Below are 14,220 nucleotides of genomic sequence, written 5' to 3'. Positions count from 1 at the left end.
TATATACCAAAAATATTATTTATATTGAATTTTTATGTCATTCGATTTAATGTATTTATGAAAGCGCTATCTCAAAAGCGGCGGTGATTGCTTTGCATACAATAGATCAGGATCCTACCACCTGAAGATCCGCTCGAGCAAAACCAGAAGGAGGAAACAAAACGTGGCTGAAACAAATTCCATAACAGAAGCACAGAATCAAAAAACGATGAAATTGGATGCAATGAGCACCCGGGAGATTCTACAGATGATGAATGAAGAAGATAAAACCGTGCCTGAAGCGGTGAATGACGAAATCATTTCAATTGAAAAAGCGGCTCAGGCTGCTATCCATTCATTTGAAAAAGGCGGCAGATTGATTTATATCGGCGCCGGTTCAAGCGGCAGGCTCGGAATTTTGGATGCGGCAGAGTGTCCGCCAACATTCGGGACTCACCCGGAACAGGTTATGGGGCTGATCGCTGGAGGCGAAGCGGCACTCACTGAAGCGGTTGAAGGGGCGGAAGATGATCCTGAGGAGGCGCGGGCGGAACTGAAACACATGCACCTAGATGAAAAAGATACTGTCATCGCTCTGGCCGCAAGCGGGCGCACCCCCTATTGCATCGGTGGGTTGGAGTACAGCAGACAGACCGGCGCAAGTACTGCAGCAATCAGCTGTAATAAAAATGCCAGGATCAGTGATTATGCAGATATTCCGATTGAAATTGAGGTTGGTCCGGAAGTTTTAACAGGATCCACGCGGTTAAAAGCAGGCACAGCACAAAAACTGGCACTGAATATGATTTCAACAAGTGCCATGATTGGCATCGGCAAAATCTATCAAAATCTGATGGTCGATGTGCAGCCCTCTAACGAAAAGCTTCGCAAACGGGTCAAGGATATTGTCTCGCTGGCTACACACATCGATGCCGAGTCCTCAGCCGCGTATCTGGAAAAGGCAGGGCAGGATCCCAAAATAGCCATTATTATGATCGAATTACAATGCACATATAATGAAGCGAAAGCGCGTCTTGAACAAACGAATGGATGGGTACGGGCAGCGGTTAAATTGGAGGATAAGGAAGGTGACGCCCATGAATAATAAAGAACTGGCGCAAATTATTGTCAAAAATCTTGGCGGTGAGGGGAATATTGCCAGCCTCACCAATTGTATCACCCGGCTGCGGATTAACCTTAAATCTCGGGATGATGTTCATCTGGATGTAATTAAGGGATATGACGAAGTGCTGAGTGTCATCGATCAAGGGACAATTCAAATTGTTTTGGGACCCGGAAAAGTCACAAAAGTGGCTAATGAAATTCATGACAGCACACGCATCAGTGTCGATGTCGAAGGGGAGGCTGATGACGATGAATTCAATATCGCTGAAGATACGAAGGCTTCCTATAAAGCGAAACAAACTTCCCGTTTTCAGCAGCTGTTCAGGCATATCGGAAACATTTTCGTGCCAATTGTGCCGGGGCTGGTCGCTTCGGGTTTAATGCTCGGTATTGCCAATCTGATTTTGAATATGGCAAATGCTGGCATGATCGATCAAGCGGTGCTTGAATCGGACTGGTATATGCTGCTGCAATCGATCGGCGGTCTGCTCTTTGGTTCACTCGGTGTGTTCGTCGGCATCAACACGGCCAGAGAATTCGGAGGTACAATGGTACTCGGTGGTATTGCAGGTTTACTGATTTATGCACCAATATTGGCTGACATCAGCACATTAAGTTTATTCGGGCTGGATTTGAGTATCAATTCAGGGCTCGGCGGATTGTTAGGTGTGATTATAGCTGCCTATCTGTTTACAAAGTTAGAAAAGTTTGTCCGCAATCGTGTCCATGACAGTCTGGATCTCATATTAACACCGCTGATCACGGTAATGGCAGGATCACTGGCAACAATCGTGGTTATACAGCCGATTGCCGGCATATTGATGGACGGCATTACATGGTTCCTGGTTGACGGCATGCTTGAAGCAGGCGGTGTCTTTGGCGCATTCATCCTGTCAGCGACATTCCTGCCCCTGGTCACCGTTGGCATGCACCAAGGCCTGATCCCTGTCCATCTGGAATTGATCGAACAGTTTGGTTCCACGACACTGCTCCCAATTCTCGCAATGGCAGGCGGCGGTCAGGTTGGTGCGATGATCGCAATTTATCTTAAAACAAAAAGCCAGCGTCTGAAAAACACCGTCGCGAGTGTTACCCCGGTTGGCTTTCTCGGCATTGGCGAGCCGCTGATCTATGGGGTCACGCTGCCGCTCGGCCGACCGTTTATTACAGCGAGTCTTGGTGCTGGTTTCGGCGGTGCATTTCTCTCCCTGTTCAACGTAGGAGCGATTACGGTAGGGCCGTCAGGGGTTGTAATGATCCCGCTTATCGCAGACGGTAATTATTTACTATATATCATCGGGCTTGTGATATCTTATATCGGCGGATTTTTACTCACGTATTTATTTGGCTTTAAAGAAGAAATGGTCTATAAGCTTTACGGGGAAACGCCGGATAAAGCCGCTGCTGAAAAAACGAATGACGAAGCATTGATTAACAGCCCGCTGACCGGAGAAGTGCGCGCATTGAGCGAACTGACCGATGAAGTCTTTGCCAATGGACATGCTGGCAGAGGCGTCGCCATTTATCCAAGTGAAAGCAGTTTGTATGCACCGGTTGAAGGGACTGTGTCTGCTGTCTATCCAACCGGACATGCTGTAGGAATAACCACCGCAAGCGGCATCGAAATCCTGATGCATATCGGTCTGGATACAGTCGATATTAAAGAAGAGATATTTGACCTGCACGTTTCCCAGGATGACAGGGTCACAGCCGGCCAGCTCTTGTGCACATTCGATACAGACGCAATTAAAGAAAAAGGGTATGACATCGCTTCACCTGTTGTCATTACCAACGCAAATAATTATGAAGCAGTCACCCCTGTAAATGAAAGACATGTTGAAGCAGGCAGCAGACTGCTGGCAGTGAAATAAGAAATATATTGAACGATCGGTCTTTCTTATCAGTCCTGCCAGCTGGGTCACAGGGATGATGCGTCAACCCATCTGAAAGTAAAAAATAAGATAGGTTAGCAGCCATTGGACCGAGTAATAATCCAGCCCTCATTCCATCAGGGCTGGATTTTATGTCCGAAAGTTTGAGTATGCAACTTTAAATTTTGCTCCACTCATTTTGTTTTGAGAAGCAAGTGACAACTAGCAAAACAGCTATGGATAAGGGTAGACCGATAAAAATAGGGTGTAAACCAAAGGGGTGCCCTAAAATCTGCCAGACAGTGGCTACGATCAAACCGCTCCACATGGAAGCAATGCCCGCGGTGTTCGTTACTTTTTTCCAGAATAAGCCGAATATTATTGGTGCTAACAGTCCTGAAACCGTCATCGCCGTTCCGGTAACCATCAGATTGACCAGCTCTGGAATTGACAGCGCCAATACAAGCGCCACAATGGATACGATCAACACGGAAAGTTTACTCCAGACCAACATCTTTTTATTATCATAATGTGAAAAATTCGGTCTGATAATATCGTTTACGATCGAAGATGACCCTGCTAAAAGGAAGGAGTCCGCGCTTGATATGACGGCTGCCAGTAATACAATAATCATCACCACCACTAAGGAGAAGGGAAATACATCTTCAACAGCACCATAATAAATGAAGACCGGATCAATATCTTCCAGCCGTAAACCATATCGGCTGAATACACCGATGGCAACAGCAACAACACCGAGTAATACAGCAATGGTCATAGAAATCCAATACGCATTACCCGCGGTCTTCACACTTTTAGCGGCCCACGTCCGTTGCCAGAGATCTTGTCTGACAAATTGAAAAACACCTAACGTCAAGAGATATATAAATATTTCGCTCGGCGCGATATTCATCACGCTGAGCATATTTTCCTGATCTACAGAGCCTGCATATTCTGCAACTGTATTCCATCCCCCCGAAGCGACCAGTACCGTGACCAGCAAAAGGATGGTGCCTAATGTAAGGACGGTTCCGTGAATCACATCCTGCCAAATGACAGCCTTCAATCCGCCAAAATAAGTTTTAAGCGTTAACAATAACCAGCCGATAAAAATGCCTAAAGTAACATTTAATCCGATTGTCAAATTCAATATTGTGGCAATCGCAACAAACTGCATTCCGGTCATGGCACAATATGAAAATAATATACTAATGACAGTCGGGATGCGGGCTTGTCCGCCATAACGCAAAGCAGTATAGTCACCCACAGTGACCATATTATGAGTTTCTCCCAGACGCCTGATCCGCTTGAGTAAAAAGGATGCGAAAATAACCACGCATATAAACATGGTAATATGTATCCACTGCTGTCCCATTCCCAAACTGTAACCATTCTCCATGTAACCTAACAATGTAGATCCGCCAACGCCAGTCCCGATAAATGTCAAAATGATAGGGAAAAGCGAAACAGATCTGCCGGCAAGCGTATAATCTTCATACGTTTTTGTTTTTCGATTCATATATAAAGCCATTACAAACAGGAATATAAAATAAACAAGAACAATGACCGATAATATGATTCTTTCATCTCCGCTAAACATACAATAACCCACCTCTGTAAAATTCAAATGATGTAAATCTTAAGCTCATATTTCTTTATTTATAGATAACTTTAATAATCTTAACATTAAGATTCAGATTTGTATTTTACTAATGATGCAAAAGTGTAATTATACTATGAAAATTGTTTGCATATTTTATTGGATCAAGGGCTCCAGTGTAGGCCAGTCAGTCTGTGACAGTCTTCTTATATGAAAAACGAACAATTACTCTCACTTTAAAAAGAAAGAAGGTAATTGTTCGTTTTATTTTACTTTTTTTACTGGGGTCCATACTATCGTACAAATCAGATTATTCTGTTGCAGCTTTCTTATTTGATGAATCTGCAATAGATATAATAACCATCACAACAAAATTGGATATAATGCCGTATATGATTGCGTTATTTGAAGTGAGTCCTTCAACAGCCAATGTGATTAATACGACTGCACCACTGATTATAATTGATACGAAAGCTGCTCTGCCTGTTGCTTTTTTCCAAAATAAACCGAGCAGGATAGGAACGAAAATTGAGCCTGCTAATAATGCATACGCGATATCTATAGCAACTAAAAGTTCTTGTATCCATAATGCAATGAGAACTGCAATAACACCGATGATAAGGGTTGTGATTCTGGAAATAATCAGAAATTGTCTATCAGTCGCATTCGTAAATACGTGATCTTTAAGTATATCTTTAGATATAAGCGTCGATGATGCTAAAAGCGTGCCTGATGCTGTGGACATAATAGCGGCTGCGACCGCAGCAAAAACAATCCCCAGAAGTCCATTTGGAATGGTTTCAAACGCCATTTCTGTGAACACATTTTGGGTATTTTGAATATTTGGTATTACTATTAAAGCACACATACCGATAACAATCATGGCTAAAGAATACAGCAGGCTGTAAACACCAACTAACACACCACTCATTTTAGCCGTTTTAGTGTCTTTAGCAGTAAAATATCTTTGCCAAATGTCTTGTCCAACCATCATTCCCAGCGTGTAAGTCAGTAAATAGCTCACAATTTCTGTAAAACCTATGGCTGTCACATCGAAGTATTGTGATGGCAGTTGTGCAGTTAATTCATTGACTCCTCCAGCTGCGCTCAAACTTTGTGGCAGCATGATTATAAATATGCCCAATGTCATGATTGAGAATTGTATGACATCAGTCACTGATAATGTCCACATGCCTCCCAAAATGGTATAGAAGAATACCACACCGCCGCCAACTAACATGGAAGTTGTCAAATTCCAATTAAATATTCCGGATAATAGGGCACCGATCGCAATCACTTGGGTAACACTGATCATTAAAGTATATATTGCAGCGATAACAGCGCCAATGAGTTTTGATTGAGTGTTAAATAATTTTCCTAATAATTCGCTTATGGTCAGCAGTTTGAACCCCATGACTCGATTGAGAAAAAGAAGACCAAATAATGTAATGCCTAACCCCATAGAGAAAACGAACCATATTCCGCCCAGTCCCATTTCATATCCGAGCTGGGACGATCCGATGGTAGAGGAACCGCCTAAAAATACAGCTGTCAAACATCCGAATAACATGAACACGCCTAAATTTCTGCCCGCGACCATGTATTGTTCTGATGTTTTTGCTTTAATGCTGCCTATGACGCCAATAGACATTAGGATAATGAAATATAAAATGATGATAATGAAATCAATAGCTGCCATTTAGATTGTGCCTCCTGTTTAAAAACTGTATACGATTTCAATAATGAGTTTGAAGCGGGTGATTTAAAAAATCACTCGCCTGAATTATTGAGAATCGCGTTTTTTCATAGCGATTAGACTGATCATTTCAAACATTACAGAAGAAGCAGCCACAGCTGTGATTTGCCCGCTATCATATGCAGGAAGCACTTCTACCAGATCAAATCCTTTAATATCCAGACCATGTAAACCTCTTACATATTCCAGTCCTTCAAAGCTGGTTGGACCGCCTGCCTCTGGTGTTCCAGTGCCGGGCGCATATGCTGGATCAAGGAAATCAATATCATATGAAACAAAAGCTGGATTGTTTCCAACTTGATTGTGAATCTGTTTCATTACTTCACTGATCCCCAATTCTCTGGCCTCTCTCATGGAGATCACTTTATATCCAAGGTCCTTGGCATCCTGGATATCTTCAGGGCCATATAAAGGCCCGCGCATACCTATTTGTATGGAATGCTCGACATCGACTAACCCTTCTTCAACTGCTCTTCTGAATGGCGTACCATGCATATACTTTTCACCGAAATAATTATCCCAGGTATCACCGTGAGAATCGAAATGTATGAGAGTTATTGGCCCATATTTTTTTGCAAATGCTCGCAGGTGTCCCAATGATATCGAATGATCTCCGCCCATCATTACTGGGGTTATCTCTTTTTCCAGCAATGGAGACAGAGATTCTGTTATATTATCGTATGTCCTGTGGATATTACCTGGTATTACGTCAATATCTCCATAGTCTACGCCCGAACAGTAATCGAAGATATTAATATCCTGGTCTGGGTTATAAGGACGTAAAAGCACTGAAAAATCTCTAATATGCTGGGGGCCATACCTTTGGCCTGTCCGGTTAGATGCTGCAGTATCGAAAGGTACACCGAGGACTGCGAAATCAATATCAGTGGTATGGACATGTTCTAATCTCATAAACGTTCTGGGTCCGACAAATCTTGGTGACATGGATGAATCTTTTGGTTTATACATAAATAAGTTCTCCTTTTATTGTATTCGATATCCCTTTACAAATTCCCTATTGATAAATATTTAGTCTCCAAATAGGGTTCTATGCCTTCTGTGCCGCCTTCACGCCCAATCCCGCTTTCTTTCATCCCGCCAAACGGTGCATGGGCGGCCGATGGTGCGCCGTCATTCCAGCCGATGATCCCAAATTCGAGATTATCATGAATGTATGTCGCAGTTCGATAATCGTTTGTAAAGAAGTAAGCGGCCAGGCCGAACGGTGTGCTGTTTGAAATGTCTATCGCTTCATCTAAATCATTAAATGACACCATTGGGATGACGGGTCCAAATGTTTCCTCCTGCATGATACGCATGCTTTGATCTACGTTTTTGAGTACAGTGGGGTGGATATAGAAATAGTTCTTATCTGAGTCGGAATCGTATTTGTTGCCACAAAGTAATTCGGCCCCATTATCCAACGCATTATCGATTTGGAAAGCGACCTTATTGAACCCTGCTTCATTAATGAGCGGTCCCACATCTGTATCTTCATTCATTCCATTGCCGACTTTCAGCTGCTTTACTTGTTCCACCAGTTTACGGGAGTATTCTTCTATAATGTTTTCATGGACGAGTATGCGGTTGGCACATATACATGTCTGCCCGGCGTTGCGGAATTTTGAAGCGATTGTCTGATTGACCGCAAAATCGATATCCGCATCCTTGGCAACAATCAGCGGGGCATGACCACCCAATTCCATTGATACGCGTTTCATCGTATCGGCACTATTTTTAATCAGCGTTTTACCCACCGGTGTAGAGCCGGTAAAAGTAATCTTTCTGATCTGCTTGCTTTCGGTAAAAATATCACCGACTAGCTTGCCGGAATGATTGACGCATTGGATGACATCTTCAGGAATGCCTGCATCATGTGCCAGCTGGACTAATTTTATCGTTGTGAGCGGGGTTTCTTCAGCGGGTTTTATGATAAAAGTACAGCCGGCGGCCAGGGCTGGTGCCGCTTTTCTAGTCATCATCGCCGCGGGGAAATTCCATGGCGTAATTGCCGCAACCAGACCGACAGGTTTTTTGGACACAAGGATCCGTTTGTCTTCTGAATTGGCTGGAATTCTCCGGCCATATACCCGTTTCGCTTCTTCAGCATACCAGTCTATATAGCTTCTGGCATAATCCACTTCCCCTAAAGACTCATTGATTGTTTTCCCGCTTTCCAGAGTCATGACTTCAGCGATTTCATTCTTTTGTTCGTGTATGCGTTCGGACCATTGATATAACAGTGACGCTCTGTGATGCGCATCCATGCGGGCCCATGATTTAAAAGCGTTGTGCCCCTGTTCAATCTGATCCCTGATTTTTTCCGGTGTGTCCTTCTCAATTTCTTTAATGATGCTTCCATTGGCCGGATTTTTAATTGGTATTGTATGATCAGTCATGATTCGCCTCCTGTGCGGTTTCAAAAGCGCCTTCCAGTATTTCTAAGCCTTTTTCAATCTCATTGTCCGTGGCCACCAGCGGGATCAGGAAACGGATCACATTGCCTTTGATACCGGCAGACAGCAGGAGCAGACCGTTATCATTGGCATATTTGGTGATGGCACTCGTCTTTCCTTTATCTGGCTGAGGTTCATCTTCGCCATTCATAATTTCAACGGCCACCATCGCTCCTAATCGGCGTATTTCACCAGTAAAGTCATGATGTTCTTTCAGCTGGTGCAGTTTATCCTCAATCTTTTGCCCTTGAATTTCCGCTTTCTCCAGCACCTGTTCATCATTAATAATATCGATCACCGATAAGGCGGCGGCACAGGCGACCGGGTTCCCTGCATAGGTGCCGCCAAGTTCGCCCGGCTCTGAGGCATCAAGAATCTCACTTTTCCCGACGACACCGCTCAGAGGCAGACCAGCCGCCAATGACTTGGAAACCGTAACCAGATCCGGTTCCACGCCGAAGTGTTCCATCCCGAACAGTTTCCCTGTTCTGCCGAAACCGGTCTGAATTTCATCGGCGAGAAAAACAATATTATTCTCTTTACAGAAATCGGCCACTGCAGTCACAAATTTTTTATCCGGTATGATAAAGCCGCCTTCGCCCTGAACCGGTTCCATAACCACGCAGGCGACAGTTTCCGGGGCGACTGTTTCTATGAAGAAATTTTTGAAATCCTCAATCGTCTGCTCAATATAATCGGCTTCTGAGACACCCTCAGGGCGGTAGTTGGTGTAAGGGTAGGGCGCCTGATAAATTTCCGGTGCAAACGGACCAAATCCGAATTTATAAGGTTTCACCTTACTCGTCATGCCCATCGTCAAATTTGTCCGGCCATGGAAGGCGCGTTTAAAAGAAACGACTGCCTGCTTACCTGTATATTTTCTTGCTGCTTTAACCGCATTTTCCACGGCTTCTGACCCGGAGTTCAGCAGCATCGCTTTTTTGTCAAAGCGACCGGGCGTCATTTGACTTAACTTTTCTGCCAGCTCTATATATCCTTTATACATCATGACATTAAAGCCCGGATGTAAAAACTTATCTATCTGGTCCTTGACCGCAGCAGTGACTTTGGGATGGCTGTGTCCCACATTCAAAGTGCCGATGGCACCGGCAAAATCGATAAATGGAGTGCCGTCTATATCTGTTATGGTGGCGCTTTCAGCTTTGGCGGCAATATTTCTGTTCCCATTGCTAACGCCTCTGGGGATGAATTTGTCTCTTTTATCCTGCAGCTCTTCAGTGTTGTCATTTTTTAATTCGTTGATTTGGGTCATGGGAATACCTCCTAAATAGTCTGAGAATTATTTATTATGTTAACGTATTTTGATATGATTAAAAGTACCAATTTTAATTTTTATATGGGATCAAAATGAGGGGGATAGAATGATCATTCATATTGATAAAAGCGATAACAGGCGATTTGTCTACCAGCAAATATATAATGAACTCAGGGATATCATTCTGGAGAAGAAATTATCAGCGGGTGATCCATTGCCGCCCAAACGACGCCTGGCATCCGAACTGAAGGTCAGTATTAACTCTGTGACAAATGCCTATGAACAACTATTGGCCGAGGGATATATTTATTCTAAAGAAAGAAGCGGATATTATGTAGAGGACATCACCCAATTCACCGGATTAGAGCAGAGTGGCCCGGATAATCGCTTGCCTAAGGATTTAAAGGAAGAAAGGGTTCAAAGGGAATCCTATCAATACTCGTTATCCCATATGAGCACTAATCTTAAATTATTCCCATTTAAAGCGTGGATAAAAAGTGAAAAATTAGCAATTGAGCATCACAAAGATGAAATGTCGGATATTTCTCATCCCCAAGGCCCTTATATGGTAAGGGAAACCATCGCTAAACTGGTGAGCTTGAATCGGGGCGTGGTATGTGAACCCGAACAAGTTGTCATCGGTCCGGGGACCCAGCCATTAATCAGACAAGTATTAGACATGGAGGAATTTAAAAATTCAACTGTCGGTATGGAAAATCCAGGTTACGGGAGAATGCATCAGTTGTTTAAGGATATGAATCTGGATGTTTTACCCGTCTCATTGGACCGGCAGGGCTTAAACATCGATGAAGTGAAAAGTAAAAAACCAAATGTTTTATATATCACCCCGTCCCACCAATTCCCCACCGGTAAAATAATGACCATATCAAGACGGATTGAGATTTTAAACTGGGCAGCTGCTTCCGGTGTTCGTTATGTCATAGAAGATGACTATGACAGCGAATTTAAATACGGCACGGATAATATTCCTTCACTGCAAAGTCTGGATAATAAAACCAACGTGATTTACTCAGGTACATTTTCGAAGACCCTGACCTCCAGCCTGAGAATCAGTTATCTTGTCCTGCCGCCCGAATTATTGAGGGCGTACAGAGCGAATTATTCCAGCATCATTCAAGGCAGCAGCACTCTAAATCTGTTCACCCTCCATTATTTCATAAAGTCCGGTGAGTATGATAAACACTTGAAAAGAATGAATCATTACTATGAGAAAATCCGGAGTGCATTGGTAAAAGAAATAAAAAATCAATATAAAGATAGAGTGGAAATCACGGATATCCCGGCAGGGCTGCATTTTATCGCCAAGTTTAAATCGGGTAAAAGTTATGCGGAAGTCGAACAAAAAGCGAAGGCGCACAGACTGGAGCTCTATACTTTGGAAAGATTTAAAATTGATGACAGTCCAACAGAAGAAGACCGGATTTCGTTAGTCATCGGATTTGCTAAGCTGCAGGAGGAAGAGATAAGGCCTGTAGTGGATGTGTTAAAGCAGATTGTTTAAGAGTGTAAGAGAGATTTCGTTTACACAGTAAAAATTAATATTGACTTTTATATATCCATATCCTACCCTTAATCTTGTAACATGTCACATGTTACATATTTAATTGGAAGCGCTTCATAAAGATGTTTGATTTTTAATACCATTAAGCCAAGGAGTGAATCGAATGAAAGCGGTTCAAATTACAGAAGCACATCATATGGAAGTATTGGAGATGCCGGAACCTGCTTTAACGCATAAAAATGAAGTGAAGATAAAAATTAAAAACGTAGGGGTCTGCGGCACCGATATGCATATCTATCATGGCACCAACCCGCTTGCCACTTACCCAAGAATTGTTGGACATGAAGTGGCCGGAGAAATAGTAGAAACAGGTTCAGGAGTGGAAAATGCATCAGTCGGGGATCATGTGGTCGTAGAGCCCATCAGCTATTGTGGCGAGTGTTATGCATGTAAAAGCGGGCGTCCGAATGTGTGTAAAGACTTGTCTGTTTTTGGCGTGCATGAAAACGGCGGCATGAGAGAATTTGTCGTGCTCCCTGAAAGACAAGTGCATAAAATTAATGCGGATATTGATTGGGATGAAGCGGTGATGGCTGAACCTTACACAATTGGTGCGCAGGCGACCTGGCGGGGCAACGTGCGAACAGGCCAGACTGTGTTTATCCAGGGGGCGGGCCCAATCGGTATCACTGTCTTAAAGATGGCAAAATTACGCGGCGCAACGACAATAGTCTCTGATCTCACCAACGAGCGATTATCTTTTGCTGAACAAAATGGCGCGGACTATACGATTAATCCGTCTGAAGCGGAAACCAAAGATCAGATAGATGAAATGACTGACGGTGAGGGCGCTAATGTGGTGATTGATGCCGTTGGCACACCGGAAACATTTGAATTGAGTGTGGATGCTGCTTCACCAGCAGGGACTGTCGTTACGTTAGGCTTCAATGCCACCCCGTCTTCCATCGCGTTGATGCCAATTACTAAAAAAGAGTTGACGATTGCCGGGTCGAGACTGCAGACACATCAATTCGAGAAAGTCGTCGGTCTCATTAATTCAAAAGAATTAACACATGACAATCTGATCACACATAAGTTTCATATTGACCATATTCAAGACGCTTTCCAATTTATAAAGGACAACCCGGATAAAGTGAGAAAGGCAGTTGTAGATTTTGAGTAACAACGCTTGAGATTATGCAAAGATGGAGAATTAATAAAAAATATTACTTAATATCGTAACAAAGGAGCGAAATTTATGCCTCTAATAATAACCGCCTTAGGTATTTTACTGCTGTTGATATTGATCATGAAATTTAAAATTAACACAGTAATTTCATTAGCTGTCGTTTCATTCTTACTGGGGGTGGCCCTGGGTATTCCGATCGATGAAATTATGGGGTCGATCGAAGCAGGTCTCGGCAGCACGATCGCCAGTACAGGACTGATTTTTGGCTTCGGCGCGATTCTTGGCCGGTTAATTGCTGATGCTGGCGGCGCCCAGCGCATTTCCATGACTTTAATCGATAAATTCGGGGAGAAATGGGTGCAGTGGGCTGTCGTCCTGACTGCATTCATTCTCGGCATCGCATTGTTCTTTGAAGTCGGCCTTGTACTACTCATACCGATCGTCTATCAAATTTCAAAACAGACCAACATATCTTTTCTATGGCTTGGGATGCCCATGGCCACCGCATTGTCAGTCACACATGCGTTCCTGCCGCCACATCCCGGCCCGACTGTAATTGCTGATCAATATGGTGCGAACATCGGGATGGTCCTGGTGTATGGGATTATCATTGCGATTCCGACGATCATCATTGCCGGTCCTTTATATACAAAATTAGCGAAAAAACTGGTGCCTTCTGCTTTTGAAAAAGCTGGAGAGGGCAGTATCGCAAAATTAGGCGACGTGAAACAATATAAACTGGAAGATACCCCTCGATTTGGAATCAGTGCATTCACTGCGCTATTCCCCGTCATTTTGATGGGTTCTTCTACCATCATTACTTTAGTACAGGATACAATAGGACTGGAAGATAATATCGCATTTGATATCATCACGACCTTAGGTACACCTTCGATGGTAATGCTGCTATCGGTATTACTGGCAATTTATACAATGGGCATCGCCCGCAATATCCCAATGACCAATCTTATGAATTCAGCAGAAGATGCGGTCAAAGCCATCGGTATGCTGCTGTTGATCCTTGGTGTCAGCGGTTCATTGAAGGAAGTACTGATGGATGGCGGCGTCGGTGACTATGTGGCAATGATTTTTGAAGGCAGTACCATCACACCGATATTCCTGGCCTGGCTCATCGCCGCTATCATCCGATTGGCACAGGGCTCTGCGACAGTATCTGCATTAACAACTGCCGGGCTTGTACTCCCGTTGATCGAAGGGACAGATGTTAACCTGGCTTTGATGGTATTAGCCACTGGTGCAGGCAGTATTATTGCTTCCCATGTAAATGATACAGGATTCTGGATTGTCAAAGAGTCATTTGGTTTAACGATGAAAGAGACGTTTGGCACATGGACCGTATTGGAAACGATCATTTCAGTTTCCGGACTTATCTTTGTTCTGATGCTCAGTTTATTCATTTAAGTATAATTGATTATAGAAATGTCC

General features: G+C 43.5%; 10 protein-coding genes. 5 read left to right on the top strand and 5 right to left on the bottom strand.

Features of this window, described 5'->3' with window-relative positions; genetic code table 11:
• The first annotated feature begins 163 nt into the window (after positions 1 to 163).
• A complete protein-coding gene (gene murQ / locus G343_RS0112885; RefSeq protein WP_020008571.1) occupies positions 164 to 1,084 on the top strand; it encodes an N-acetylmuramic acid 6-phosphate etherase in 921 nt (306 codons plus the stop codon).
• Entirely contained in the window at positions 1,077 to 2,975 is a 1,899-nt protein-coding gene (locus G343_RS0112880) for a glucose PTS transporter subunit IIA (protein ID WP_020008570.1), read from the top strand. The genes murQ and G343_RS0112880 overlap by 8 nt, the downstream gene beginning before the upstream one ends.
• Positions 2,976 to 3,153: 178 nt before the next feature.
• Here G343_RS0112880 and G343_RS0112875 read toward each other — a convergent pair whose 3' ends face one another.
• The 5 genes from G343_RS0112875 to gabT all read right to left on the bottom strand — a co-directional run bounded on the left by G343_RS0112875 (position 3,154) and on the right by gabT (position 10,060).
• The gene (locus G343_RS0112875; protein ID WP_020008569.1) at positions 3,154 to 4,575 is read right to left on the bottom strand and encodes a sodium:solute symporter family protein; all 1,422 of its coding nucleotides are present in this window, start codon (positions 4,573 to 4,575) and stop codon (positions 3,154 to 3,156) included.
• A gap of 310 nt (positions 4,576 to 4,885) precedes the next feature.
• Entirely contained in the window at positions 4,886 to 6,274 is a 1,389-nt protein-coding gene (locus G343_RS0112870) for a sodium:solute symporter family protein (protein WP_020008568.1), read from the bottom strand.
• A gap of 84 nt (positions 6,275 to 6,358) precedes the next feature.
• Complete coding sequence (gene speB, locus G343_RS0112865; protein ID WP_020008567.1) at positions 6,359 to 7,300, bottom strand: agmatinase; 942 nt, start codon at positions 7,298 to 7,300, stop codon at positions 6,359 to 6,361.
• 35 nt (positions 7,301 to 7,335) lie between these two features.
• Complete coding sequence (locus G343_RS0112860) at positions 7,336 to 8,730, bottom strand: NAD-dependent succinate-semialdehyde dehydrogenase (RefSeq protein ID WP_020008566.1); 1,395 nt, start codon at positions 8,728 to 8,730, stop codon at positions 7,336 to 7,338.
• Positions 8,723 to 10,060: a 4-aminobutyrate--2-oxoglutarate transaminase gene (gabT, locus tag G343_RS0112855; RefSeq protein WP_020008565.1), complete on the bottom strand. Its 1,338-nt coding sequence runs from the start codon at positions 10,058 to 10,060 to the stop codon at positions 8,723 to 8,725. Before gabT ends, G343_RS0112860 begins: the two co-directional genes overlap by 8 nt.
• 109 nt (positions 10,061 to 10,169) lie before the next feature.
• Between gabT and gabR the strand changes: the two genes are divergently transcribed.
• The 3 genes from gabR to G343_RS0112840 all read left to right on the top strand — a co-directional run bounded on the left by gabR (position 10,170) and on the right by G343_RS0112840 (position 14,196).
• On the top strand, positions 10,170 to 11,585 hold the full coding sequence (gabR, locus tag G343_RS0112850; RefSeq protein WP_020008564.1) for a MocR-like transcriptional regulator GabR: 1,416 nt from the start codon (positions 10,170 to 10,172) through the stop codon (positions 11,583 to 11,585).
• Between the two features lie 163 nt (positions 11,586 to 11,748).
• Positions 11,749 to 12,768 (top strand): zinc-binding alcohol dehydrogenase family protein, encoded by a 1,020-nt coding sequence (locus G343_RS0112845; protein ID WP_020008563.1) that lies wholly within the window; start codon positions 11,749 to 11,751, stop codon positions 12,766 to 12,768.
• 75 nt (positions 12,769 to 12,843) lie between these two features.
• Complete coding sequence (locus G343_RS0112840) at positions 12,844 to 14,196, top strand: gluconate:H+ symporter (RefSeq protein ID WP_020008562.1); 1,353 nt, start codon at positions 12,844 to 12,846, stop codon at positions 14,194 to 14,196.
• Positions 14,197 to 14,220: the final 24 nt, after the last annotated feature.

Origin of the sequence: Salinicoccus albus DSM 19776 (assembly GCF_000385175.1) — a bacterium.
Lineage (GTDB): Bacteria > Bacillota > Bacilli > Staphylococcales > Salinicoccaceae > Salinicoccus > Salinicoccus albus.
Note: the sequence above shows the minus strand (reverse complement) of the source record. Positions and strands in the feature narration are given on the sequence as shown.